We start from the raw sequence: 25,071 nt of genomic DNA on the forward strand, positions 1-25,071 counted from the left end.
CCCCGAGACCCGGTCGTGCCATCGTGAAGAGCGTCCGACCGACCTCGAAGCCCCCGTTTCCCACCGCCCTCGTTCCCGGGCGGAGGGCGACCCCCCAGCGATCACAGCCGAGGTGGCCAGAATGTTCCGTACCGAACTCCGTCGCCGTCGCATGGCCGTCGGCATGAGCCTCGAAGATCTCAGCCGCCGTGCCCACTACAGCAAGGGTTACCTGAGCAAGGTGGAAAACGGGACCAAACCCGCCACCCCCGACGTGGCCCGCGCGTGCGACGCGGCACTGGAGGCACAGGGAGCGCTCAGCACCCTGGTGACGGCCGCTCCGACAGAACCACCCCACGACGCCCCGACGGAGCCCACCACCGACGAACAGGAGGTATGGCTGATGGGTCTGGACCCGAACGGCGAAACGGGATTCGTCGGCCTCGACCGGCGGACCGCCCTCTCCCTCGGCACCTTCTCCCTCATGGGGATGAGCGAGGAGGGCCCCACGCCCCGCGGACGACCGGTCACCCCGGCACTCGCGGGTTTTCGCACGCAACTGGCCGGTCTGCGTTCACTGGGTCAGCACACCGCCCCCTCCACGGTCTTCCCCGTGGCGGTCTCGCTGACCCACGCGCTCCGGCGACTCGCGGCCTCGGCCTCCCCCGCCGAACGAGCGGAGACGCTCCGTCTGGCCGCACGATTCGCCGAGTACGCGGGCTGGATGGCCCAGGAGTCCGGTGACGACCGCAGGTCCCTGTGGTGGACGGACCGAGCCGTGTCCATGGCGCGCGAGGGTGGCGATCGGAACATGGGCGAATACGCGCTCGTTCGTCGCGCGCTGGTCACCATGTACGCCCACGACGGTCTGGGAACCCTCGAACTGGCCCGCCACGCCCAGCGCGACCCGTCGATCTCGGCGCGGGTGCGGGGCCTCGCGGCGAAACGGGAGGCCCAGGGACACGCGTTGGTCGGTGACCCCCTCGCCTGTGAACGCGCCCTTGAGCGGGCGGGCACGCTGTTGTCCAGTGGGGGAGGGACCGCGAACGGACCGGAGGTGTTGGGTTCCAGCCACGTCGGTGACCCCGTCGGGGTGGTGCGCGGTTGGTGCCTGGTCGACCTGGGGCGGAGCGAGAAGGCCGCCGAGGTCCTGGACCGTGAGTGCGCCGCCCTGCCCGCGAACGCCGCGCGGGCCCGCGCCCGCTTCGGTGTCCGTCGAGCCCTGGCCCACGCCCTGTCAGGTGAGGTCGACCACGCGTGCGACCTCGCGCGCACGCTTGTGGACGACGGCGCCGGCATCGACTCCGCGACGGTGCGCGTGGATCTGCGGCGCCTGCACCAGACCCTCACCAGGCATCACGGCCACCCTCCCGTACGAGAGTTGTCCCCCCGTCTGTTGTCCGTCCTCCACGGTGCGTGAGGACGGGCGGGGCCGCGCACCTCGGTGGCGCGGCCCCGCCCTCGGGGGTCTGTGTCCTCCACCCGAACTCGACTCATCGGCCGGGCGCGGCGTTCCCGTTCCGAGCACCGACGGGATACGCGCGGGCGTGTCCGAACCGGTCCGCGCGCTCGGGGCCGGGTGCCGCGCCGTTCCCGTCCTCCCGGGGGTCCCACGTGGCCTCCGGGTCCCGGGGCTCCACCCCGTCCCCGGGCAGTGGGTGCAGGGCCCGCAGCGCTGCGGCGATGTCCCCACGGTCGGCCGCCTCCAGGGTGGCGACCTGACGGTGGACGTACTGTGTCCTGCCGTCCTCGTCGCAGTGGTCGACGATGGCGAGCAGGGACCGTGCCCGATGCTCCGCGTCGGGAGGCTCGGCCTCGGCCGCGTGCGCCGCGAAACCCGCAGGCCGACCGGGATCGTGCCCTTCCGCGACCCCACCGGCACCGGCCGGCGCGAACTCGACCTCGTCGGGATCGGGCTCGGCGAGGAAGGCGAACTCCTCGGGGGCGGCTCCCCTCAGTCGGGTCAGGAGGTCCGCCAGGTCCTCACCCTTGGACGCCTCCGCCAGGCGCGCGAGCGTCTCCATGAGGCCATGGGTGCGCCCCACGTCGACCCCTCCCCGCACCAGGTCCCAGACGATCGCACTGCCCGGTGTCGCCAGGACGTCGTCGGCGTAGTAGCGGCGTTTGGCGGACTCGACCGACTTCTCCACCTCCCAGAGCACGTTCTCCTTACGCAGCCGGGACAGTCGTTCCAGTCGTGTCATGTCGTCATCGGAGAGGGTGAGCTCGACGTCCTCGGCCCACACCTCCAAGGCCCCGTCGTACGCGTACACGGCGACCCCCAGGTCCGCCGCGATCCGGTGCCTGGCGACGTCACAGTGCTCCGGGCGGACTCGGGCCACGGCCTGGCGCGCCTGTTCGACGATGACCTGCTGTGCCTGCCCTCCGGGATTGTGGAGGCGGGGGTCGGGGGTTTCGGTCCAACGCCACATCACCATGGCCGAGAACAGGAAGGAGTAGTCCTCGTCGGCACCGGCCAACGGCGCCTCCTTGACCCGGTGGCTCCGCGGCCCGCTCTCCAGGAAGGGGTCCGGTGCGCTCTCGGTCTGGCCGGGGACCGCCGCTCTGGGGCTGCTGAGCAGGAGTACCAGCCCGCCGCTGAGGGCCAGAAGCAGCGCGGCCACGAGAACCCACGGCCCCCAGAGGGGGACGAGGGCGGCGCTGAGCAACACCACGCATCCGACCGTCACCACCATGCCCTGTGTGAGACCGCTCATGTGTTCTCCTCTCGCGGAACCTCGGGTTCCGTTGACGGTCGGAGCCCCTGCGCAACGTCGATCCTGCGCAGAAGGGCGTCCCGAGCACTTGGTGTCCACTCCCCGCGGGTCTCGGCGGAGCGGGCCGGGCGGAGCACGGTGGTGTAGAGGGAGGCCAGGGTGCCCGCACGCGCGGCGGCGTTCACCAAGGCCCCCGCGAACTGTTCCGACCTGCCGATCCAGAGCTCTCCGTAGTCCCTGGTCCATCCGGGTTCACGGGTGAGCATCAGGGGCAGCCCCTCTTCGACCAAGGCCAGAAGCCCGGGGGCGATCGAACGCCCCGTGGGTCCGCGGAGCAGAAGCCCGGGCCGGGTCAACTCCCAGAACAACGCGCGGTCGACCTCGGCGTCGCGTTCGCGGAGCTTGTCGGTGAGCCTTCGCAGGGCCCTGCGATGGAAGGAGCGTTCTCCGGCGAGTCCCATCAGTGCGGATCTGGCGCTCTCGCCGACCTCGACCTCGTTGTGCGCCGCGAACAGGTGCAGTCGTACCAGGGCACGCTCCGGGTGGGTGATCGCGAGTTCGTCCGCGCAGACGGCGATGAGGACCTGGGCGAACCGCGGGGGCAGGCCCTTGTCAGAGCCCCATCGGTACACCTGGTTGCGCACGAGGCTTCCGTAGCGGGTGTCCTTGAGGGCCACCGACAGTGCCACGGCGGACTGGGAGGCACGGTCGCGCGCACGCCCGGTGTCCGTCCCCCACTCCCGGACGGCCGCCAGCACGATGGCGGGGCGGTCCACGCGCAGCGCCTGTTCGGCCCATCGTTCCGCGGCCCGGTCACGGTCGGCCGGAGACAGCTCCGGGTCGCGCACACAACCGTCGGCCCAGCGGTCGAGGGCTTCGTGGAGCCAGGGGTGTCCGTCCCAGAGCTCGGCTCGGATGGCGGCGGCCTGGTCGGAGTAGCGGAATCGGATGTGACGGTCCGGATCGACCTTCAACCCCAGCTTCGACAGTTCGTCCTGAAAGGGCGGTCGTTCGATCGGCGGGGTACCGTCCTCGGGAGAACGGACCATCGGAAGCAGTCGCTCGACCGCCGCGGAGAGACGCTCGACCGACGCCCCCTCCAGGAGGGAGGCGGCGAGCAGGATCGCGCGTTCACGTCCCCCCGTCTCCTGCAGCGGCGCGAGCAGTGCGTCCCGGTCCCCACCGAGGGCGGAGCCGATCCACTCATCGATCCGACCCTCGTGGCCCCGCTCCCTGTACGCGTGCGCCACACGGCGGGCGAGCCCCTCCACCTCCCGCATCGAGGCGTGGTCGGCCCACAGACGCAGCGGTTCGGGGGCATGCTCGGGGAAGAAGCCGGGGACGGCGTGTCGGTCGAGGTGCCGCTCGAACACGGCGAGCGGATCCGGCCGCCCCGGCCGGACCACGTGGTCGCGGAGTTCCGCCGGGAGCCGGTTCTCGTCGTGGGCGGCGAGAAGGACGACCAGCCAGGCCCCGGCCCGTCGGGCGCGGCCCCTGAGGGGTTCCAGCCCACCCATGATCTCCGACGTCGGCGAGGCGTCGCCTCCCGTGAGATCGAGCAACAACCGTTCCCCGCCGCGGAGTTCTCCGACGTCCAACCAAGGCGAGGCGTCCTCGGCCATGAGGTCCTCACGGATGTCGTGCTCGCCCTCCTGGCCGCGGGGCACCAACAGCATCTGGCCGATCGTGCGCAGGCCGTCTCGCGCGTCACCCAGCAGCACGACCGCACCATATGCCTTCAGGTGCCGGCGCACATCGTCCTCGACCAGGTTCCGAGGCGGGACGAAGCATCGACGCAGCGCCTCCAAGCGGTCTCCGGCGACCACCCGGCGTTCGCGTCGACGTCTGAGGATCCCCCTCTCGTCGGTCTCGTACCGCGAGACCTCCCCCAGGGAGGCGCCCGAGAACACGAACTGGTGCCCGGCACCATGGTGAACGGGGGAGCCTTGATTGATATCGCCCCGGCCACTGTGGACCGTGGATTCGTCGCCCTCGATCCTCGTCGCGGTCCCACCGGCGTCCAACGGACTCACCGTCCCCTCCGCCGTTCCCGGTCACCGATGATCTGGTCGCCGGTGCCGTGGTGGGTCGGGGAGTTCTGGTTGATGTCACCGGTGCCGTTGTGCACGGTCCCGTCCGGCGCGGATCCGTTGTGCACCGTCCCGCTGTTCACAGTGCCCGTGGACCCGGTGATGATCGTTCCGACGTCGCCGCCCACACCGGCCACACCGTTGACGGTGTGCTCCCTCGCCTGGACCGCGTACCCGTGGACATCCCGCATCGTGTTACCGGTGTTCGGGCTCTCCGCCTCCGGTTCCGCCGCGAGTTCCGCGCGTCGGGCGGCCTTTTTCTCCAGTTCGGCAGAGGCGATCTCGACGGCCTCCACGAGCTCCGCGATGTCGCTCTCATTGGTGCGATGGCGGTAACGGCGGTACTGGCATCGGGCCAGCGGTACGAGATCGTCGGGAAGGTCCGCCGCTTTGATCCGTGGTGTGTTCTCGACGAGGACGGGAATGACCGTGGCGCCCGAGGCGAACGCGGTGACGATCTCCTGCCTGATCCAATCGCGGGGGTCGTCCAGAGCACGGCCTCCGTCGACCTCCGCATGGACCCAGCCCGGGCCGATGACGGCCAGGAGCACCTCGCAATCTCCCGCCGCCCGACGCAACTCCCGCTCGAAATCCGCACCGGAGGGTATCGACTTACTGGCCCGGAACACTTCCTCCTCACCGAAGTGACGGGACAGTTCCCGGTCGATCAGGGTCGCCACGTGTTCTCCGTCGCCCGTTCGGTAGTTGACGAAACAGCTGTTCATTGCTTCCTTCCGACCTTCAGGAGGCGTTTCTCCGTTGACAGGGCATGCCGCACAGCCGGGAAAGGCGGTACGGCCGCCTTGATCCCGACGGATCGACAACATCCCGATAATGTTCGTAAATAGACGAATTCAAAAGGTCGATCGCCTTGTTTCCCGCCTCCTTTCGACGGGGAAACGGGAAACCCACGGGGGCACACGTTCGACGTGGCGGTCGTGCGGACCGAGGGCGGGAACAGGGAGGTCGTTCGGGGGCCGGTGACGGGCGCGACAGGTGCGGTCCACCCCTGGTCGACGACTCGGGAAACACTCGCTGAAGCCTTGTCGTGTCGGCTTCGTGACCCCACGGGACCGGGCGACCATGGCCCCATGCCATCACCTGCTCTCTCCTCGCCACCACCTGTCCCCACTGGACGGACCGGTGGCCCGACCGGTGCGTCCGCGACCCGGTTCCGGCCCGAGGTGCAGGGGCTCCGCGCCCTCGCCGTGCTCCTCGTGCTCGTCTACCACCTGGAACCGGAGCTGCTTCCGGGCGGCTACGTGGGTGTCGACGTCTTCTTCGTGATCTCGGGCTTCCTCATCACCTCGCTGCTGCTGCGCGAGGCCACCGAGCACGGGCGGGTGTCCCTGTCGAGGTTCTACGTGCGCCGGGTGCGCCGGCTGCTGCCCGCGGCCACGCTGGTCCTCCTGGTCACGGGCGCGGTGTCGTTGGTGGTGCTGCCGGTGACCCGGTTGGGCGACACCGCCGCCCAACTGCTGGCGTCGGCGCTGTGGGTGGAGAACCTCTACCTCGCCGACCAGGCGCTCGACTACCTGGCCGCGGAGTCCCCGCCGAGCCCGGTGCAGCACTTCTGGTCGTTGTCGGTGGAGGAGCAGTTCTATCTGGTGTGGCCCCTGCTGTTCCTGGGGTGGGCGCTGTGCAGGCGCAGGTGGCGGGCCGGCACCGGGGCGCTGACCCTGGTCCTGGCCGCCGTGTTCGCGGGCTCCCTGACCTGCTCGGCGCTGATGACCGCCTCGGGTGACGCGGGCGCCTACTTCTGGCCGGTCACCCGCGCCTGGGAACTGGCCGCGGGCGGACTGCTCGCGGTACTGATGGCCCGCCGCGCGCTGCCCGAACGCCTGCGGTTGCCGCTGGGATGGCTCGGGCTGGGCGCGATCGTGGCGTCGGCTCTGCTCTACGACTCCGCCACCCCCTTCCCCGGCTACACGGCTCTGCTGCCGGTCCTGGGGAGCGCCGCGGTGATCGCCGCCGAACGTCCCTCCGGGCCGGCCGTCTCGGTGCCGTTGAGCACCCGCCCCGCCCGGTTCTTCGGCGATATCTCCTACTCCCTGTACCTGTGGCACTGGCCGGTCATCATCGTCGCGCTGGAGCTGCTGGACCGGGACACGCTCGGTCCGCTCGGCATCGTGGCCGCCGGTGGGCTCTCGATCCTGCTGGCGTGGGCGACGAAGGTGTGCGTGGAGGACCCCGTCGCACGGCACGGTCTGGTGCGCACCGGGCGCACGGCGCTGGTCATGGCCCTGTCCGGGATCGTCATGGTGGCGTTGGTGGCGGCCGTGGCGTGGAGCCGGGTGGACCGGGTGGCGTCGGTCGAGTTCGACCCGACCGTGCACGTGGGGCCGGAGGCCCTGGAGGACCGTGCGACCTCCTCGGAGTTGCCCTACCCATCCCCCATCGACGCCGAGGACGACGTGCCCCGGACCTATGACGACGACTGTCAGGCCGGTTTCGACGACGCCGACCCCTCACAGTGGTGCGAGTACGGCCCCGACGACGCCACGGCGACCGTCGTGATCACCGGTGACTCGCACAGCCTCCAGTGGTTCCCGGCCCTGGAGGAGCTGGCCGAGGAGCGGGGTTGGCGGCTGGTGGTGCTCAGCAAGTCCGCGTGCGCGTTCACCGACGTCCTGGTGGGCCGGGACGGCGAACCCTACGACGAGTGCCTGGAGTGGAACCGCGCCGCCGTCGACGAGATCCTCGAGATCGAACCCGACCTGCTGTTCACCAGTTCCTCGGTCAAGGGCAGGCCGTACGGCATCGGGGACGGTGGCGGCGACGAGACCCGTCGCGTCATGGCCGAGGGCATGGCGGAGCTGTGGCGCGACGTCACCGAGTCCGGGGTCCCGGTCCTGGCGGTACGCGACACCCCGCGCGTGAGCACGGAGGTCCTGGAGTGCCTGGCCGCCAACACCGACGATCCGACCGCGTGCGACCGCCCCGCGGCGGAGGCGTTGGAGACCGACGACCCGCAGGAGCTCGCCGTGGAGGAGGTCGAGGAGGCGCAGATCGTCGACCTCACCGACCGGTTCTGCGTCGAGGACACCTGCGCGGTGGTGATCGGCAACGTGCTGGTGTACCGGGACTCCCACCACATCACCGAGACCTACGCCCGTCTGCTCGCCGATGACCTCGGCGAACGTATGGACCAGGCGTTGTCGCGGACCTCGCACGACCCCCTGCCTTAGGACGGCCGGCACCGGGGCCGGGGGCATGGTCGCCAGAGGCCGCCCCGGGCCCTCCCGTGCCGGGCGCGTTCGGGAGCGGCGGCCACGAGCGGGGATCAGCGGCGTCGCGGCGTGTTCAGGATCCGGGCGCCCTCGCCGTCGGAAGGGTGGGACTGACCCCACAGCACGCACCCCAGGGTCACCACGAGCAACGCCACGACCCCGAGGCCGTACCCGGTGCCGAGCAGGCCCTGGCGGACGATCACCCCGGCGTAGCCGATGGTGCCCACCAGCCCGAGCAGCCCCAGCAGGACGCCGTTCCAGGCGCGATCGGTGAACCGACGCTGGTGACCACGGACCGCCTCCACCATCGCGGCGACCGCCCGGCGGGAGTCCTCGTCGGGGTTGGTCACCCGGACACGGGAGTCGCGGCCGAGGATCACCGTGACGCGGGTCCGACCGCGCCGGCCGGACAGGAACAGTTCGTCCGGTTCGGTCACGCCGGTCCGATCGGCGTGCTCGGCGAAGGAGGCGGGGTCGCGTCCCACCTCGTCTCCGCCGTCGGTGAGTCCGATGGCCAGGTCCCCCGCGCACGCGTCCCGGACCAACGCGGCGAGCGCGACGAGTTCGTCGCGGCGCAACGCCGGGTGCCCGAGGTCGGTGGACTCGACCCGGTCGGCACGAGGGTTCGGTTCGAGGGACATGGCTCCATTATCCGTGGTGGTGGCCGGGACGGGGCCCGCGCACGGTGCACCCGCACGGACACGGGGTCGGGGTCGGGGTCGGGGTCGGTTCAGTCCGTGGTCGGCACGTGGGTGCGCAGAAAGTCGAGCTGGTCGGTGACGGCGCGTTCGAACCACTCACCCTCGAACATGCCGAAGTGGCCCGTGGGGTAGGTGCGCACCTCTCCGAACGGGGCGGACTCGGCCAGACGCAGGGTACGCAGGGCCGGGGCGACCTCGTCCTCCGCGGCGACGCAGAACAGGATCGGGCAGGACACCCGTACCGTTTCGCGCCCGGGCTGGTAGACGAGCAGTTGCAGGGCGGACCGGGCGGGGGTGTCCTCGCGCACCTCGACGTCCTCCGGGACGAGGCGGTGGACGCTCTCCACCACACCGGGGCCGGTCACCACGGCTCCCGATCCCCGTTCCCCGTACAGCGGCACGTACAGGGAGGGGCGCACGAACCAGGCGCGTACGGCGTCGACGACGGCCCTGAACCCCAGGCGGAGGGCCGCGCCGCAGCCGAGCCGGCGGATCGATGCCGGGCCGTCGGTGAAGGGCGCCTGGGCGATCACGGCGGCGACGTCGCGGTCGTACGCCGAGGAGGTGATGGCGTGTCCACCGCCCAGGCCGGTCCCCCACAGCACGACACGGTCGGCGTCGATGTCGGGGCGACGACGCGCGTAGACGATGGCCGCGGCCAGGTCCTCCTGCTGGTCGTGCACGTTGAGGAGCTGCCGGGGCTCGCCGTCGCTGTCGCCGAAGTTGCGGTGATCGAAGAGCAGACAGGCGTAGCCCCCGCGGTGAAAGCGCGCGGCGAAGGCCGGCAGACCCATCCGCCGGACCCCGCCCAGCTCGGGCGCCATCACCACGACGGGGAAGGGCCCCTCCCCCTCGGGCAGATACAGCCAGGCCGTGCACTCCACGTCCCGTCCGGACGGGAAACGCACCTCGACAGGGGCCAAATCGAGCTCCTCAACAGGCGAAACAGCGGAACTCGACCGTATCGGACTCGGTAGGGGGACCCGGCGACCGCACCCCCGGGTGCCCCGACGGCCCGGCGCCCGGTGGCGGTCCCGCCCCGCGCGGCGCGGACACGGACGTCCCGGCCGCCCCGGGGACGAGGTGGTGCGATCCACGGCGGTGCGGCCCCGGGCACGGGCGGGGTCACGTTCCCTCCAGGGTCAGGGGGTGCGGCCGGCGGTCGTGGCGATGGCCCCGGCGACGACCGAGTCGGGGTTGGTACGGACGATGGGCCACCCGGTGTAGGCCTCGGCCAGATAGGTGCTGCCCGCGACGGAGTCGGTGATCTGGTCGATCTCGCCGAGCTGCCGGCGCAGGTCGAAGGCGTCGGCGCCCGGGTCGGTGTGCAGCATGGACGTCATCCACCAGGAGAAGTGCTGGGCACGCCAGACCCGGTCCGCGGCGGTGCGACCATAGGAGTCGAGCAGTTCCGTCGACCCCTGGTGGAAGAGGCGTTCGAGCGCCTGGCAGAGCACCGCGACGTCGGCGACGGCCAGGTTGAGGCCTTTGGCACCGGTGGGCGGGACGGTGTGCGCGGCGTCACCGGCGAGGAACAGTCGTCCGTGGCTCATGGGGTCGATGACGTAGCTGCGCATGGGGATGACGCCCCGCTGGACGATGGGCCCCTCCCGGAGCACGAAGTCGTCGCCGTCGACGCGGGCGCGCAGCTCCGCCCAGATCCGCGCGTCGTCCCACCCGGAGGGGTCCTCGGCGGGGTCGCACTGGAAGTACATGCGTTGCACGGTGGGTGTGCGTGAGCTGATGAGCGCGAACCCGCGGTCGGAGTGGGTGTAGACGAGTTCGTCGGCACTGGTCGGCGCCTCGGCGAGGATCCCGAACCAACCGTGCGGGTAGGCGTGGAAGTAGTCGGTGCGCCGGTCCCGGGGAACGGCGGTCCGGCACACCCCCTGGGACCCGTCGCACCCGGCGACGACCGCGCAGGACAGGACGACCCGAGTGCCGTCGGCCTCGGTGAAGCGCACCGAGGGGGACTCGCTCATGACGTCCTGGACGCCGACGTCGCGGACGCCGAAGCGCAGGTCGCCGCCGGCGGCGAGGCGGGCCGCGATGAGGTCCTTGAGCACCTCGTGCTGGGGGTAGAGGTGGACGGCGCGGCCGGTGAGGGCCGGGAAGTCGATGCGGCGGGAGGCGCCCCGACTGCGGATCGCGATGCCCTCGTGGCGCTTGCCCTCGGCGAGCAGACGGTCCCCCACCCCGGTGGTGGTCATGAGGTCGACGGTGCCCTGTTCGAGGATGCCGGCGCGCAGGGTCGTCTCGATGTCGGCGCGTTCGCGCACGTCGATGACGACGTTGTCGATTCCGGCCAGGGCGAGCAGGTGGGAGAGCATCAGCCCCGCGGGACCGGCTCCGACGATGGCCACTCGGGTCCGATCGGAGCGTGGTGTGGCGTTCATGGGTGTCCGTCCTGACGTTCGCCTGCGCCGGTGCGGCGCCGCGCGTGGTGTCCGGGCCGGACCGCCGGCCCGGCGTGGGGCGTGTCGTGCGCGGTGCCCGCGGCGATCGACCCCGGTGACCGGTGTCGACCCGACCACGTGTCGGAGCACGACGTCGGGCGACCGTTCCGAGGGACCCGGGTCCCTCGCGCACCCTTCCCAGCATGCTCGGACCGGCACGGTGGGGCCAGGGTCCTTCCATTCAATGGGAGGTTTCCGTTGCCGCGCACGCCCCCGTGCGCGGCCTCGACGGTGTCACCGGGCCCGGCTCGGCCCCCGCACCCGTCGGAGCGGGCCGTGTGGGACCGCGGGTGTGGACCACGTCGCCACCCCGGACCGGAGCCCCCATGGCGCGGGAGACGCCCCGGGCCGCGGCGAGCAGCGCGGGAACATGGGCGCGGGGGGCGGTCGCCCCCCGCAGGGGCACCACCACCGAGAGCGCCGCGACGACACGGTCGTCGTGGTCGCGCACGGGGGCCGCCACCCCCACCGCGTCCTCGGTCATCGTCCGTGGAGCGATCACGTACCCGTCCCTGCGCACCGCGGCCAGCACCCGGCGTAGGCGTTCGGGATCGGTGACGGTGTACGGGGTGTGGCGGCGCAGCGGGGCGGACAGGACCCGCTCCTGGAGTTCGGGCGGACCGTGCGCGAGCAGCACCAGTCCGACGGACGTCGCGTGGAGCGGGAGTCGGCCGGCGATCTCGGCGAGATTGCGCCCGGCGTCGCGTTCGGAGAGTCGTTCGAGGTAGAGGACGTCGGCCCCCTCCAGCACCCCCAGCTGCGTGTGCTCCCGCACGACCGCCTGGAGGTCCTCCATGTAGGGCAGCGCCGCCCGACCGAGGTCACGGGCGGGCGAGGAACGCGAGGCCATCTCCCACAACCGATAACCGACGCGGACCCGCTTGTCGGGTGCGCGCTCCAACGCGCCGAGTGCGACGAGTTCACCCACCAGGCGGTGCGCGGTGGCGACCGGAAGATCGGCGTGCCGGGAGATCTCGGCGACCGACAGGGACGCGGAGACGGTGGAGAAGGCTCCCAGGATGCGCATGGTGCGGGTGAGAACGGACTCGCCCGAGGTCGACCTGGCCATGGCGGCACCTTCCCCGGGCGCCATCACGGCGTTCGCACGACGCCCGCTTGTCCTCTGTGCGAACAGGAGTCCCGGAAAGTCTCGCACCGGCCGCGGACCGCACTTCGGTCGGGGTGTGACGACGCCCACGATCGGCGCGTCGACGACCGCGCACGCGACCGCGCCCGGGGTCGGCCCCCGGGCGCGGATCGGACAGGGTCAGCGGCTCTTCTCGTGACGGTCGGCCCGGGATCCCGGAGCGTGCTGCCCGCCGACGTGCTCCTCGGCGCCCGGACCGCCCTGCGGCGGGGCCTGGGCCCCCGGGTGCGCGGAATCGTTCCCGTCGGCCCGCTGGAAGGCCTCCTGGGCCTGGAGCTCGCGCTCCCACAGCACGAAGCGTTCGCTCTCGCCGAGTGCCATGGTGGTCAGCCACACGGCGACGGCGACGTCGTCGACCAACCCCAGCACGGAGAACAGCAGTTCGGGGATGAAGTCGATCGGCGACACGATGTAGCCGACCAGCAGCAGCATGGTCAGCAGCTTGCCACCGCCGAGCTCGGGGTAGCGTCCGCTCAGCTTGGCGCGGAGCATGCGCGGGACCGCGCGGACGCGCTGCCACACGGACACCTTGCCGTCGGTGTTCTGGATGATCTGCCAGGCGGCCGCACCGGCCGCGGCCCGGTTTGCCTTGCGCATCGTTCGTTCTCCTCAGGGGGCACGTGGCTTCTCAAGATATGACGCGAAGCCCACTCTGTTCGTTCCCGAGGATCGGCGGAACAACCACGATAGAGACGCACACGACATCGGCGTGGTGGTGATGGGTGGGGCCCGAGGTGCCGGTGTGGCGGTTTTCCCCTGGTCGGGGCGGCTTTCGGCGCCGGTCGTCCACAGCATTGATGAGGGCACTGGTGGTACGGATCCGAAAAAGGCATCCTGGGGAGTACCGGTCCACCCTTTGTCACACCGATCGACACAACCGCAGCACGGAAACCAGAAAACCGGACTAAGATCCTTAAAGCACCCATCTTTGGGTGGCCACCCACGGTCACCGGCGCCCGCCCCGCCTTGGAGAGACCCCCTATGCCCCTGCAGCAGGTCGTCACCACCGGCCGGCATCGCACCCCCGGGACCGTCGGTCGACCGAGAACAAAGGACCGATGCCCTCCGACCCGCGGCCCGATGCACGGTGACGAATACCGGCCCTCACACCCCGAGCCACCCATTCGTTACGATGCGTCCGAGTGGTACCGCGTTACGTGGGGCGCCGCTCCACCTTTGGAATTCGCCACACGCGCAGAACCGATGGAGCCCTCCCAGTGTCCAATGCCCAACCCAGGTCGGCGACGACCGTAGCCCTGTTGGCGGATATCCCCAGCACGGGGCACGTGGGTGAGGCCGGAGCCCACCGGTTCCCCCTCGAGGGTGAGACCGTCGGCGCACGCAGCTCCGCCTTCGTCTCCTTCGCCCTCGCCCAGGTCCGCGCCGGCCGCAAGGTCGTCGCGCTCTACCCGGCCTGGCGGTCCGCCGACGCCGAACGGGCCGTGAACTTCGCCCGGGGCGCCCTGCGGACCGACCTGATCGCCGGCATCGGGCTCGACCTGTCCCCGCTCTCCCTGTCCCTGGTGGCCGACCAGCTCGCCTATCTGGCCCCCTACCTTCCTCCCGGGATGGTCGCGGCGCTCAGCGGCGAACTCCCCAAGCACCTGCTCGCGGGCGCCTGGCTGCGCAGCGTCTCCGGACTGGCCACCCTGCCCACCAGCATGCGCCAGCACGTGGGGTCCTACGCGCCCTCGGTGTCCTTCCTGGCCTTCTGCGCGCCCACCGCGCGGGTGAGCCGCATGCGTCCGGCCGAGCTCGCCGCCGGGTTGCCGTTCCGTCCGGTCCAGCCCGTGCAACTGCTCTGCTCCACCCCGGACCCCGCGATCACCAAGGTCTTCGACGACAACGTCCCCCCGGTCATCCAGCCGGTGGCCACACGCAACCTGCCCGCGCAGCCCCTCGGCGGCGCCTACTGGGGCACGTCCAAGTACGTCGAGTTCGTGGCGCTGAGCGCCCACCCGCAGGCGCTGGCCTACGCCGCCGGTTCCCTCCGGACCTCCGCCTGCGCCTGGTGCGGCGAGCCCATGGTCTCGCGCCCCTGCCCGTTCTGCTCGGCCAACTCGGCCGGGCGCCCCACCTACGCCTCCGCCGACTCCTCCGCCCGTTCCCCCGAGGTGGCCGCGGAGCCGCCCGGGAACGCCACCCGGGGCCCGGCCCCGGACCGTCACCCCCCGCAGGGCGGCGCCCCGACACCGGGACCACCGCCCAACGGAGAGGTCCGCCGCCCGCCGACACCGACCGCCCCCGTGGAAGGGCCGCCGCACCGTCACCCCGAACCACGGTCCTACTCCCGGTGACGGCCCCTCTCCCGCCCAGGTCCCCACACGCCTCCGGCGACCGGACCCACGACGACACTGGAAACGGAAACCACCCCCTATGAACCCCCGTCAGCGACGCGGCGTCCTGCTCATGGTCGTGGCCGCGGTCGGCGCCGTCGCCGTGTTCGCGTCCGTGCTCACCTACCTCAACAGCCAGGAGGAGCGCCTGGGCCGGTTCGCCACGGTCCTGCGCCTGGTCGAGGACGTGGAGGCCTACCAGCCGATCGGCCAGGACTCGGTGGAGTCCGTCGAGGTCCCCAGCATGTACTTCGACCCGGAGGTGTTCATCACCGACCTGTCGGAGGTGGAGACCCCCGCCGACCAGCAGCTGGTGGCCTCCTCGCACCTGGAGAGCGGTGTGTTCCTGCAACAGGGCATGGTGCAACCACAGCCCACCCTCACCGAGGGCGAGCGGGAGATCGCCATCATGGTCAACGCCGAGACCGGTGTGGCGGGCAAGGTGCGGCGCGGCTCCGTCGTGGACATCTACGGCACCTTCCAGGCCCGTGACCACGGCGAATCCTGCGCGACCCGTGTCATCACCGAGGTGGAGGTCCTCGACATCGGTGAGCTGCGCAGCCAGGAGACCGAATCCGGCGGTGTGGCCGGCGTGGTCCCGGTGACCTTCCGTCTGGACCCGGACAGTGCCCTCCAGCTCGCCTACGCCGAGGAGTTCTCGACCAAGCTGCGGCTGGCGCTGGTCAGCGCGGACGGCGGCGGTACTCCCGGCGAGGAACAGTTCTGCAGCGGCGACTTCGACGACCTCGTCGACCAGGCCGCCGACACCGACGAGCGGCGCACGCCGCATGGGGGGTAGAGACCGGTGAACTTCCGCGTTCTGGCGGGAATGCCCACGTCCGAGACCGAGATGGTGCTCGCCGCGCGTTTCGAGGAACTGGGCACCTGCGACCTGGTGGCCATCCGCGGCTCCAGCACGGCGCTGATCGACGCGGCCGGTGAGTTCCCCGAACTCGACGTGGTCCTGATCCACCAGGAGCTCGGGCCGGCACCGGTGTTCGAGACGATCCGCGACCTGTCCCACCGCCACCCCCAGCTGGCGATCCTGCTGGTGTCGCAGACGATGGACCCCGACACCTTCACCGGGGCCATGGAGGCGGGCGCACGCGGGGTGCTGGCCGCCGACTCGGGTCTGACCGAGCTGGAGACTCGGATCGCCAAGGCCTCCGAATGGTCCCGGACGCTGCGCCGACACCTGGAGTCCGCCTCCCACGAACTGCCGGCCTCCGGGGTCCGCGGGCGGATCGTGACGGTCAGCGGCGCCAAGGGAGGGGTGGGCACCACCACGTGCGCCGTGCACCTGGCCATGGCGGCCGCCCGCCGCGACCGGGTGGTCTGCCTGGTCGACCTCGACCTCCAGGCCGGTGACCTGCCCGCCTTCCTCAACCTGCAGCACCGTCGGTCCATCACCGACCTGGTGGACGCATCCGACGACATCAGCCCGGGCATGCTCGCCGAGACCCTCTACGTGGACCCGCGGGGTCCGCACGTCCTCCTCGCCCCCGAGCACGGTGAACGCGGCGAGGACGTCAACGCGCGCGCCACCCGACGGATCCTCAGCGCCCTGCGCTCCCGCTACGAACTGGTGATCGTGGACTGCGGGTCCACCATGAACGAGGCCACCGCGATGGCGGTGGAGATCGCCGACAGCGCCGTGGTGACGGTGACCCCCGACGTCCCGGCGCTACGCGGGGCCCAGCGGCTGATGGCGATGTGGGAACGGTTGCAGATCCGGGCCCAGGACAACGTCCACTCCCTGGTCACCCGGCACAGCCGCAAGAACGAGATCCAGCCGGACTTCCTCCAGCAGTTGTTGGGCACCCAGGTGCTGCGCACCCCGGTCCCCGCGGCGTACCGGGCGTTGGAGCCCGGAGAGAACAGCGGTGACCCCACCAAGGTGACCGACGAGGGACTGCGCAAGGCCTTCGCCCGGCTCGCCGCGGAGCTGGACCTGTTCAGCGCGCCCATGGTGCCCGGGGGCAGCGGCAAGGGCGGCCACACCTCCGGCGGCCCCACCCCGGGGCCGGGCGGGACCCTGGACGTCTCCCCGTCGACGCGGGACATGTCCGGGTTCCTCAACGTCACCGGCACGGGCCGGCGCAACGGTCAGTCGGTGCCCGGAACCGGTACCACCGGCGTTCGCGGCGGCCGGGACCCGGGATCGGTGGGACGGGGGTCCGGTGGCTGAGCGACGACGCGGCGACGTCCGGGACGACCTCGGGCGGCGCCGCGACGACCGGGGCGCGATCATCGTGGAGTTCGCCGCGATGGTGCCCTTCATGATGCTGGCCCTGGCCCTGGTGTGGCAGGTCCTGCTCATCGGCCTCACCTCGATGTACGCCTCGCACGGGGCCGCCGAGGCGGCCCGACAGGCCGCGGTGACCCCCGACGACATGGAGCGCATCGACGAGGAGGCCCGCAAGCGGGTGAGCGCGCCCTGGGACGCACCGGACGTGCTGACCACCACCGTGGTCGATCGCGACGGAGTGCGTTACGCCCAGGTGACCGTGGCGATGCCGGTGTTCTTTCCGGGGACGAACGGGCCGTGGGACATCACGGGCGAGGCCCAGGTCGTCACCGAGGTGACCCCACGGGGCGGCCTCGACCAGACTCCCCCGGGCGAGCCCCCACCGGTCGACGATCCACCGGTCGAGGAGGACGACGCGTGAACCGCCGCCCCCTGTACCACGCCCTGTTCCCGACCACCGGCCGCCCCCGCCGGGACACCGACCGCGGCGGACCGATCCTGGAGTTCGCGGCCGTCCTGCCGCTACTGCTGCTCACCGTGGTGCTGGCCTTCGAGGCCTTCACGGCGTTCGTGGCGATCGAACGTCTGGAGTCGGCGGCGCGGGCCGGGGCCAGGGCCGCCGGTACACAGCAGTTGGCGGGTGCGGAGGAGACCGCCCGACAGGCCCTGCCCGCCTGGCTGGACGGGGCGACCATCACCAGCGGCACCAACGACAGCGACGGGTTCTACGTCGAGGTCTCGCACTCGCTGCCGATCGTGTTCTCGGTGGACCTGAACGTCACACTGACCCGGCGGGTGGACATGCCGAACGTGTGAGGCGCGCCCACAGCCCACAGCACGGCGGCCATCGAGGGAGGAAACGAGGAACATGGGTCTGAAGGACCGCTTGGAGGAGGACCGTTCCACCGAGGAACGGACCGACCGGAGCAGCGTGACGCACTGGCGACGGCGCCTCCTGGAGGAGATCAACCTCGAGGACCTGTCCCGGCTGACCCTGGCCCAGCGCCGGGTCCGTCTGGAGAAGGTGGTCGGGCACATCCTGTCCCGCGAGGGGCCGGTGCTGTCCGACCGTGAACGGTCGATCCTCACCCGCCGTGTGGTGGACGAGGCGCTCGGCCTCGGTGTGCTGGAGCCGTTGCTCGCCGACGAGTCCATCACCGAGATCATGGTGAACGGCCCCGACAACGTGTTCGTGGAGCGCGCCGGGCGGATGGAGCGCATCGACGCGACCTTCAACGGCGAGGATCAGCTGTACCAGACCATCGACCGGATCGTGTCGATGGTGAACCGTCGGGTGGACGAGTCCTCGCCGATGGTGGACGCCCGGCTGCCCAGCGGCGAACGCGTCAACGTCATCATCCCGCCGCTGTCGCTGTCCGGGCCGGTGCTGACCATCCGGCGTTTCCCCAAGCCCTACCCCATCGAGGACCTGGTCCGCATGGGCAGCCTGGACCAGGCCACCGGGGTGCTGCTGTCGGCGATGGTCCGCGCCCGGTTCAACATCGTGGTCTCCGGCGGTACCGGCACCGGTAAGACCACGTTCCTCAACGCCCTGTCGGCGTTCGTGCCGAGCACGGAGCGGATCGTCACCATCGAGGACTCCGCCGAACTCCAGCTCATGCAGGACCACGTGGTGCGGTTGGAGTCACGACCGGCCAACATCGAGGGACGCGGTGAGATCGCCATCCGCGACCTGGTCCGCAACGCGCTGCGCATGCGCCCGGACCGCATCATCGTGGGCGAGGTCAGAGGACCCGAGACCATCGACATGCTCCAGGCCATGAACACCGGTCACGACGGCTCCCTGGTGACCGTGCACGCCAACTCCGCCGAGGACGCGATCCACCGGATCCAGACCCTGGCCACGCTGGGTGACGGCCGGATCCCCTACAACGCGCTGCGCGACCAGATCAACAACGCGGTGGACGCGATCGTGCACCTGGGCCGCTGGCCGGACGGGTCGCGCCGGATCGCCGAGGTGGCCGTGGTGTCCTCCCGCCGCAGCGAGGAATTCCGGCTGGACCCGTTGATGACGTTCGCGTCGATGCCCTCCGTCGGGGACCCCACGGTGGTGGGCGAGTTCCGCCACCACCCCCTACCGCGCCATGTCGCCGGCCGGATCAACCACGTCGGGGAGAGCGTCCCCGCGGTGTTCGGTGTGGCCGCCGACGGACCGGGCGGAGGCCGCGGGTGAACGTTCGCCGCCTCCCCCTCCGCGCCCCGGCGTCAGCGGCGCGCCCGAATCGATGGGAGTCAGCATGACCTGGCAGTTCGCGGCGATCCTCGGCGGGGTCGCCCTGGTGCTGGCCCTGCTGCTGTGGGCTCTGTGGGAGTTCGTGTCCAGCGCCGAACAGCGCCGTCTCATCGCCTCCCGCAGTGCCCTGGCCCAGGTCGAGTACGACGCCGCCACCCCCATGGCACGACTGGACGTGGTCCTGCACCGCACACAGTGGGGAGCCCGGCTCAGCCGCCGGCTGGCCCGGGCCGGCACGGACGTGCGCCTGTCCACCTTCCTCGTGGCGCTGGTGGGCGGCGCGCTGCTCGCCGTGGTGGTGGTCTGGCAGATCCTGGCGCCCATGTTCGGGCTACTGGCCGCGGCCGGGGTCGCGTTCCTGTTCTTCTCCTACCTGAGCCGGGCCGAGGCCAAGCGGCGGGAGGAGTTCACCGGGCAGCTGCCGGACCTGGCCCGGGTGCTCGGCAACGCGACCTCCGCGGGTCTGGCACTGCCCACCGCCGTGGCCATCGCCGCCGACGAACTCGACGGTCCCGCCGGAGAGGAACTCGGTCGGATGGCCGAATCGATGAAGTTGGGCGCGAGCTTCGAGGAGGCCGTCGCCGAACTGCGCGAGCGCATGCCCTCGCGTGAACTCGGCGTCCTGCTGTCCACGCTCATCGTGTCGTCGAGGTCCGGTGGTTCGCTGGTCGGCGCTCTGCGCAACATCTCCACCACCTTGGAGAACCGCAAGGAGACCCGACGCGAGGTACAGACCATCCTGTCGGAGACCACGAGCACCGTCTGGGCCTTGGGCTTCATGTCCGTGGGTGCGCTGTTCCTGCTCAACGGGATCCAGCCCGGCATCATGCGCACGATGACCGCCCAGCCCGCCGGGATCGCCCTGCTGCTGGTCGTGGCCGCCCTGTTCGTCATCGGGTTCGTGGCGGTCTCCCGCATCACCCGGTTCAAGATGTAGCCCCGGCCCCCGCCCCTGAAGGAACCACCGATGAACCTGCTCCCCCTGCTGGCGGCGACGGTCTCCGCTCTGCTCGTGGTGATCGGCTGCTACGGCCTGTACCTGAGCATGTCCCAGACCCGCATCCCGGTGGACGACCCGGCCGCACGTCCGGTCATCAAGAGCGACGGCACGTTCTTCCTGCACCGGATCACCGAGGCGATCGGGCGCCCGTTCACCGGGTCGGTCCTGGCCTCGCTCACCGACAAGCACCACGCGTCCATCTTCCAACGGATCGAGGCGTCCGGCCGGGTCGACGGGTTGACCGTGGAACGGTACGTGCGGCGCAAGATCGGCGAGGTCGCGCTCTACGGCACCCTGGCCGCGCTGCTGCTCCTGTCCGGTAACGCCCTGTTCGCCCTGGTGATGCTGGCGTTCGTGGGTCTCACCGACCTGAGCATGTACGTCAACGCCCAACAGCGGGCCGACCAGGTGCAGTCCCAACTGCCGGACTTCCTGGACGTGCTCGCGGTGACGGTGAGCGCGGGCATGTCGTTCCGGGCCGCCGTCGCCCGGGTGGCCGATTCCATGCCCGGGGTGCTCTCCGACGAGTTCGTCATCGCGCTGCGCCAGATGGAACTGGGCATCTCCCGCCGAGAGGCGTTCGACGCCCTGCGTCGCCGCAACCGCAACGAGTCCCTCAGCAAGTTCGTCACCGCCATCCAGCAGGCCGAGGAGCTGGGGGCCCCACTGAGCGACACCCTGGCCGTCATCAGCACGGACATGCGGCGCGCGGACGCCCAGTACATGCGGCGCAAGGCCCAACAGCTCAACCCGCGGGTGACGGTCGTGACCGCCACGACCCTGTTGCCGGGGCTGCTCATCCTCATCGTCGGTTCGATGATCCTCGGGAGCGACATCGACTTCGGCGTGCTTCTGGGCGGCTGAGCCCGGACGATCCACGCCGCCGGGCCCCACCGCCGGTGAGCTCCGCACCGGTGAACGCATCGGCGGGCTCGCCCGGTGAAGCCCCGGGGCAGGGCCGCCATCGACCACGTCATGGTGTCCTCGTCCCGTGCCCGACGCTCCGGGTCGACCGGGCGCTCGGGCCGCTCGGCCTCGCGCGGCGCTCACCCCGGCGGCTCGTCGCGCTCGTGCTCGGGCGGACGGACCCGCTCACCCGAGGGTGATGGCCCCGGGCCCGCTGCGACCCCGGGCAGGTGCGGGAGGCACCACAGGAGCGGAGCACCACGAACATCGAGAACGGGGCCGCTCCGAGGAAGGCCGCGGCACCACTGAAAGCGGTTTCACGTTCGAGGACCGCGAGGATCCGCACCAGCGCGTGGCGAGAACGCGACCGACGCCCGATTCATGTCCCGCCTCCATCGCCCGCCGGACGGTGCGGTGGATTGCACCGGTCGGCATTCTCGGAAGAACAGGCCCCACGCGAACGTGAGCACAGAGGAATCCACGCTCGGATTCGTCGCGATCGCGGCCCGGTATCCCTCCCCTGGCCGGCCCGCACCGGCCGAGTGGACCGCGACCGACCACCGGGGTCGTACCGGCGGGCTCACCGCACCGGGCGGCCGGAACGCCCTGCGAACGGGGCGATCCCCGCTCCGCCACGGGAATCCGTCACCACAGGACCACCGTGCGGGAAAGCCCTTTTCTCCCCGGACGTTCGCCCGAGGAGAAAAGGGGGTTCATCCTTCCCCCCAGACCCGGTTCACAGAAAAGGGAGCGGCGGGATCTCTGCGCCCTCGCCGATCACCCGGCCGGCGCGGGCGGCGGAAAGGGAATCCGCGACAGGACCGGGATCAGATGCTCTTCCTCGAATTCCAGATGCGTGTACAACTGTTCCGCCATGCGATCGAGTTCGGCCCGGAAATGGTCGGGGTCGGCGTCGGCCAGATCGGAGAGCAACCGTTCCAGTTCACCCCGGATCCGGTCCACGACCCGGTGTTCGGCCATCAACCGTTCGATGGACTCTCGCAGGTGCGGATAGCCCTCGGCGAGGCGCGGGAACATCGTGTCCTCACCGGTGTGGTGGACGTGCAGCGACGTGCAGAACGCCAGGCAGTGTTGGCGTATCTGCAGGCCGAGACCGACGGGCGCACCGGCGCGGGCGCGCCCGGCCAGGTACGTCTCGGCCTCGTCCCGGACACGGTCGAGTTGGCCGCGCAGCCACCCGTGCACCTCGAACAGCTTCCCCGCGAGGGTCGTGATCTCGGTGGGGGACGTGTCGGCGCACGGTTGGAGCTCCACCACGGGGAACCGACCCCCGGACCGGGCCTCACCGTCACCGGCTCCGTGCGTGCGGCGGACGATCTCCTCGCACCAGCGGTCCCGTTCGGCCCCCTCCGCGGGCACCGCCACCGCCTCGAAGGTCGTGGCGTCGACCTCCACGACCACCAGCGGGTGGGCGAGCAGGTCGTGGTACCAGTCGGGTTCGTGGGTCGTGCCCGCGGACGCGGCCACGACCAACAGCCGCCCCTCGATCCGCAGGTAGCCGAGCGGGGTGACGGACTCCCGACCCGTGCGGGCACCGGTGGTGGTGAGCAGCAGGTCACCGCTCTCGGCCCCGCCGTCGAGGCGTTCCTCGAACGGAGGAACCGACGGTGCGGGTCGGACGTGAGCACGGGCGGGTGGGTCCTCGGGGCCCTGGGTGGTGTGATCGGTCATGGAACGTACCTCCTGAGCGTGGAGGCGGCCGTCCCCGGGCACGCGCGATCCACCCGCTCGTCAGGGCCCTGTCTCATGGCGATGCCGCCCGGACGACGTGGACGGACCCGACGAGGCGAGGAACGAAGGTGGGCGCGTGAACGCGCCGAGGCGAGGTGCGTGGGGAGGCCGCCGGTCGGTGTGCCGGGCGGCGCAGCGGCCCGGACCGGGCCGCGAGCGGTTCAGACGCTCAGGTTCCGCATACGAAGTCGTGGCTCACGATCGGCTCCCCGGAAAAGTCAGGCGCCTCCATACCGACCGACCGACCCACTGCTCTTGGTGCGGGGCACGCGACGCCCGCCCATCATAGGCGGCGGTGCGGGTGGAGCGCATCCCTCGGGATGTGCGCCCCGGCTCGGAAGGCAGGGGTCACCCCTGCCCGGGCCGATCGGCGGCGGGGCCGACGAGGTCGCCGCCCCGGTCCGGCGCGCACGCTCCGGGCCCCGGGCCCGACGGCGGCCCCGGTCACCGCCCCCTCGTCCTGGTCGAGGGGGCGGTGGCCACCGCACGGTGGGGCGCATCGACGATCGGGGACGCGTCCCGTTCCCGGTCACCCGCCGAACGGTCGGCAGGCCCGGTCGTCCCCGTCACGGTCCGGCTGTGGCGCCACTGGGTGGAACCGCACCCGGTGCGTGGGCGCTCGACGCGCGCCCGAAGCGTCCACCGGCCGGCCCCGGCCCTCACGGGGCGTCGATCACCGTGCCGGCCTCAGCCCTCGCCGTCGGTGTCGCCCTCCCCCACGGGGCAGTTCATCATGCTGTTGCTCTCCAGCGCCGTGTCCGGGACGGCGAAGAAGCCCGACCCCAGCATCTCCTCATCCCGCCATTCCAGGGTCCCGTCCACGTCGTAGCAGTGCCCGCTCATCTCGTGCACGAGCGGACCCGCGTGCGCGGCGGGCCGATAGGCCACCCCGGCACGCTCCGGTGCGCCCGGGATGAACACGGTCAGCTCCTCGGTGGGCCGGCCGGGTCCCAGCACCGCCAGCGTGGTCAGGGGCGCCGCCAACTCGCTGCCGGTGCCGCCCCGATGGACCACCTTGTCGACGCCGTCGTTCTCGGCGGGGTCGATGGGGGTCAGGGTCAGGAAGTCCTCGGCGTAGACGTGATGGCTGCCGACGTCGGGGTGGTAGCGCACCTGCACCGAGAATTCGATGCCGTCGCTGGCGGGGACGGCCTCGGTCATGCACACGGTGAGCACGGGGAACGCGGCGAGGCTCGGAGTGGCCAACCCGAAGTCGGCGGTGTCGTGGTCGACGGGGTAGGCGAAGGGCCAGATCTCCGGGTCGACGACGGCCACCCCCTCCGGTGCCGGAGTGAGCAGGTCCAGGTAGACCTCCGTGCCGGCGGCGGCCGGGTCGAAGGGGCGCCACTGGGCCCGGGCCTCCTGGGCGCTCATCCGTTCGGAATCGTCGCAGGCCAGGGGTTCGGGTGTGGCGGGTTCGGGCTCCGCCTCCTCCTCGGCGTCGCCGCTCCCCGGTTCCTGCGTGCGCTCCTCGGCGACGACGGTGTCGGCGGGCGCGTCACCGAGGGCGTTGTACAGCAGGTAGCCGCCGCCCAGCACCAGGGCCATACCGGCGGCACCGACACCGAGCCACAGGCCCAGGCGGGGCCCGCCCGCGGTCTCGTCGTCCTCGTCGAGTCGGATCTCCGCGGTGGGATGTTCCCCGGCGGGTCCGCCCCGACCACCGAAGAGGTACGCCCCGGCGTCACTGCCACGGTCCACGGCCGCGCCGGGGCCCCGGAGGCCGGGAGGCGCGCCCTGGCCCGCCGGTGCCTCGAGACGTCGAGGCGGCATCGGAGGCACCGGGCCGGCCGCCGCGCTCGCGGGTCGCGAACCGTCCTGCTCACGCGGCTCCGCGCCGGCCCGCCGCTGTTCGGCCAGGGCCAGGGCGGCGTCGGTCCACGCCACGGGGTCGTGCCAGCTCAGGTCCAGGGTGGGCCAGTGCTCGGCGATGAGCGCACGCAACCGGTCGGGCCAGGTGTCCGCGGTGGCACGCTCGTCGATGCCGAGCAGGAGCAGGCACTCCAGGTACGCCTCCTCCGCGGAGGGACGCCGGTCGGGGTCGGGGGAGAACGCGCGTTCGAGCAGGGGGCGCAGCCCCTCGGGGAGGGCGCTCAGGTCGACGTGGGCCCGTCGGGCGCGGGCGGCCATCTCCCACACGATCTGCCCGGGGACCCGACCGGGGACGTGTCCGGCGGGGCTGGGGCCGAAGGGCGGGGTGCCGGTGGCGGCGAACACGACCAGCCCGGCCCACCCGTGCACGTCGCTGGCGGGGG

General features: G+C 71.6%; 20 protein-coding genes. 10 read left to right on the plus strand and 10 right to left on the minus strand.

Annotation, left to right across the window (positions count from 1 at the left end; translation table 11 throughout):
* Positions 1-121 precede the first annotated feature (121 nt).
* Positions 122-1,399, plus strand: a complete 1,278-nt coding sequence (locus DSY14_RS16590) for a helix-turn-helix transcriptional regulator (protein WP_211717480.1) — start codon at positions 122-124, stop codon at positions 1,397-1,399.
* Positions 1,400-1,472: 73 nt separating this feature from the next.
* Here the strand turns inward: DSY14_RS16590 and DSY14_RS16595 are convergent, their stop codons facing one another.
* From DSY14_RS16595 to DSY14_RS16605, 3 genes are read right to left on the minus strand one after another with little or no spacing between them, the layout of a single operon-like run.
* A complete protein-coding gene (locus DSY14_RS16595) occupies positions 1,473-2,696 on the minus strand; it encodes a hypothetical protein (RefSeq protein ID WP_211717481.1) in 1,224 nt (407 codons plus the stop codon).
* Complete coding sequence (locus DSY14_RS16600; protein ID WP_211717482.1) at positions 2,693-4,729, minus strand: hypothetical protein; 2,037 nt, start codon at positions 4,727-4,729, stop codon at positions 2,693-2,695. Before DSY14_RS16600 ends, DSY14_RS16595 begins: the two co-directional genes overlap by 4 nt.
* The gene (locus DSY14_RS16605) at positions 4,726-5,511 is read right to left on the minus strand and encodes a toll/interleukin-1 receptor domain-containing protein (RefSeq protein WP_211717483.1); all 786 of its coding nucleotides are present in this window, start codon (positions 5,509-5,511) and stop codon (positions 4,726-4,728) included. The genes DSY14_RS16600 and DSY14_RS16605 overlap by 4 nt, the downstream gene beginning before the upstream one ends.
* A gap of 366 nt (positions 5,512-5,877) precedes the next feature.
* Here DSY14_RS16605 and DSY14_RS16610 point away from each other — a divergent pair, with 366 nt between their 5' ends.
* The gene (locus DSY14_RS16610; RefSeq protein ID WP_211717484.1) at positions 5,878-7,974 is read left to right on the plus strand and encodes an acyltransferase family protein; all 2,097 of its coding nucleotides are present in this window, start codon (positions 5,878-5,880) and stop codon (positions 7,972-7,974) included.
* Between the two features lie 95 nt (positions 7,975-8,069).
* Here DSY14_RS16610 and DSY14_RS16615 read toward each other — a convergent pair whose 3' ends face one another.
* The 5 genes from DSY14_RS16615 to DSY14_RS16635 form a co-directional block, all read right to left on the minus strand.
* Positions 8,070-8,657, minus strand: coding sequence for a hypothetical protein (locus DSY14_RS16615; protein WP_211717485.1), 588 nt, complete (start codon positions 8,655-8,657; stop codon positions 8,070-8,072).
* A gap of 89 nt (positions 8,658-8,746) precedes the next feature.
* A complete protein-coding gene (locus DSY14_RS16620) occupies positions 8,747-9,640 on the minus strand; it encodes an alpha/beta hydrolase (RefSeq protein WP_211717486.1) in 894 nt (297 codons plus the stop codon).
* A gap of 219 nt (positions 9,641-9,859) precedes the next feature.
* The gene (locus tag DSY14_RS16625) at positions 9,860-11,113 is read right to left on the minus strand and encodes a 4-hydroxybenzoate 3-monooxygenase (RefSeq protein ID WP_211717487.1); all 1,254 of its coding nucleotides are present in this window, start codon (positions 11,111-11,113) and stop codon (positions 9,860-9,862) included.
* A gap of 241 nt (positions 11,114-11,354) precedes the next feature.
* Complete coding sequence (locus DSY14_RS16630; RefSeq protein ID WP_211717488.1) at positions 11,355-12,242, minus strand: IclR family transcriptional regulator; 888 nt, start codon at positions 12,240-12,242, stop codon at positions 11,355-11,357.
* A gap of 198 nt (positions 12,243-12,440) precedes the next feature.
* Complete coding sequence (locus DSY14_RS16635) at positions 12,441-12,917, minus strand: YkvA family protein (RefSeq protein ID WP_211717489.1); 477 nt, start codon at positions 12,915-12,917, stop codon at positions 12,441-12,443.
* Between the two features lie 662 nt (positions 12,918-13,579).
* Here DSY14_RS16635 and DSY14_RS16640 point away from each other — a divergent pair.
* The 8 genes from DSY14_RS16640 to DSY14_RS16675 all read left to right on the plus strand — a co-directional run bounded on the left by DSY14_RS16640 (position 13,580) and on the right by DSY14_RS16675 (position 21,022).
* Positions 13,580-14,617: a hypothetical protein gene (locus DSY14_RS16640; protein ID WP_211717490.1), complete on the plus strand. Its 1,038-nt coding sequence runs from the start codon at positions 13,580-13,582 to the stop codon at positions 14,615-14,617.
* A 79-nt stretch (positions 14,618-14,696) separates the two neighbouring features.
* Positions 14,697-15,455 carry a Flp pilus assembly protein CpaB gene (cpaB, locus tag DSY14_RS16645; protein WP_211717491.1) on the plus strand — a complete coding sequence of 253 codons (759 nt, stop codon included), beginning with the start codon at positions 14,697-14,699 and terminating at the stop codon, positions 15,453-15,455.
* A 6-nt stretch (positions 15,456-15,461) separates the two neighbouring features.
* Entirely contained in the window at positions 15,462-16,844 is a 1,383-nt protein-coding gene (locus DSY14_RS16650; protein ID WP_211717492.1) for an AAA family ATPase, read from the plus strand.
* Positions 16,845-16,908: 64 nt separating this feature from the next.
* Positions 16,909-17,325, plus strand: a complete 417-nt coding sequence (locus tag DSY14_RS16655; RefSeq protein WP_307851253.1) for a pilus assembly protein — start codon at positions 16,909-16,911, stop codon at positions 17,323-17,325.
* Positions 17,322-17,720, plus strand: a complete 399-nt coding sequence (locus DSY14_RS16660; protein ID WP_307851252.1) for a TadE/TadG family type IV pilus assembly protein — start codon at positions 17,322-17,324, stop codon at positions 17,718-17,720. Before DSY14_RS16655 ends, DSY14_RS16660 begins: the two co-directional genes overlap by 4 nt.
* Positions 17,721-17,772: 52 nt before the next feature.
* Positions 17,773-19,098, plus strand: a complete 1,326-nt coding sequence (locus DSY14_RS16665) for a CpaF family protein (RefSeq protein WP_211717493.1) — start codon at positions 17,773-17,775, stop codon at positions 19,096-19,098.
* 64 nt (positions 19,099-19,162) lie between these two features.
* A complete protein-coding gene (locus DSY14_RS16670) occupies positions 19,163-20,095 on the plus strand; it encodes a type II secretion system F family protein (protein WP_211717494.1) in 933 nt (310 codons plus the stop codon).
* A gap of 30 nt (positions 20,096-20,125) precedes the next feature.
* On the plus strand, positions 20,126-21,022 hold the full coding sequence (locus DSY14_RS16675; RefSeq protein ID WP_211717495.1) for a type II secretion system F family protein: 897 nt from the start codon (positions 20,126-20,128) through the stop codon (positions 21,020-21,022).
* A gap of 819 nt (positions 21,023-21,841) precedes the next feature.
* Here the strand turns inward: DSY14_RS16675 and DSY14_RS16680 are convergent.
* Together DSY14_RS16680 and DSY14_RS16685 are read right to left on the minus strand one after the other, a co-directional pair.
* The gene (locus DSY14_RS16680; protein WP_211717496.1) at positions 21,842-22,756 is read right to left on the minus strand and encodes a nitroreductase/quinone reductase family protein; all 915 of its coding nucleotides are present in this window, start codon (positions 22,754-22,756) and stop codon (positions 21,842-21,844) included.
* Positions 22,757-23,503: 747 nt separating this feature from the next.
* Positions 23,504-25,071: tyrosine protein kinase (locus DSY14_RS16685; RefSeq protein WP_211717497.1), on the minus strand; the 1,568-nt coding region annotated here is incomplete at its 5' end.

The sequence above is a fragment of the Nocardiopsis sp. MG754419 genome (genome assembly GCF_018207095.1).
Taxonomy (GTDB): Bacteria; Actinomycetota; Actinomycetes; order Streptosporangiales; family Streptosporangiaceae; genus Nocardiopsis.

Coding starts and splice junctions, on each gene's coding strand:
- DSY14_RS16590 (WP_211717480.1), top strand. CDS start 122: ATGTTCCGTACCGAACTCCGTCGCCGTCGCATGGCCGTCGGCATGAGC.
- DSY14_RS16595 (WP_211717481.1), bottom strand. CDS start 2,696: ATGAGCGGTCTCACACAGGGCATGGTGGTGACGGTCGGATGCGTGGTG.
- DSY14_RS16605 (WP_211717483.1), bottom strand. CDS start 5,511: ATGAACAGCTGTTTCGTCAACTACCGAACGGGCGACGGAGAACACGTG.
- DSY14_RS16610 (WP_211717484.1), top strand. CDS start 5,878: ATGCCATCACCTGCTCTCTCCTCGCCACCACCTGTCCCCACTGGACGG.
- DSY14_RS16615 (WP_211717485.1), bottom strand. CDS start 8,657: ATGTCCCTCGAACCGAACCCTCGTGCCGACCGGGTCGAGTCCACCGAC.
- DSY14_RS16625 (WP_211717487.1), bottom strand. CDS start 11,113: ATGAACGCCACACCACGCTCCGATCGGACCCGAGTGGCCATCGTCGGA.
- DSY14_RS16630 (WP_211717488.1), bottom strand. CDS start 12,242: ATGGCCAGGTCGACCTCGGGCGAGTCCGTTCTCACCCGCACCATGCGC.
- DSY14_RS16635 (WP_211717489.1), bottom strand. CDS start 12,917: ATGCGCAAGGCAAACCGGGCCGCGGCCGGTGCGGCCGCCTGGCAGATC.
- cpaB (WP_211717491.1), top strand. CDS start 14,697: ATGAACCCCCGTCAGCGACGCGGCGTCCTGCTCATGGTCGTGGCCGCG.
- DSY14_RS16665 (WP_211717493.1), top strand. CDS start 17,773: ATGGGTCTGAAGGACCGCTTGGAGGAGGACCGTTCCACCGAGGAACGG.
- DSY14_RS16670 (WP_211717494.1), top strand. CDS start 19,163: ATGACCTGGCAGTTCGCGGCGATCCTCGGCGGGGTCGCCCTGGTGCTG.
- DSY14_RS16675 (WP_211717495.1), top strand. CDS start 20,126: ATGAACCTGCTCCCCCTGCTGGCGGCGACGGTCTCCGCTCTGCTCGTG.
- DSY14_RS16680 (WP_211717496.1), bottom strand. CDS start 22,756: ATGACCGATCACACCACCCAGGGCCCCGAGGACCCACCCGCCCGTGCT.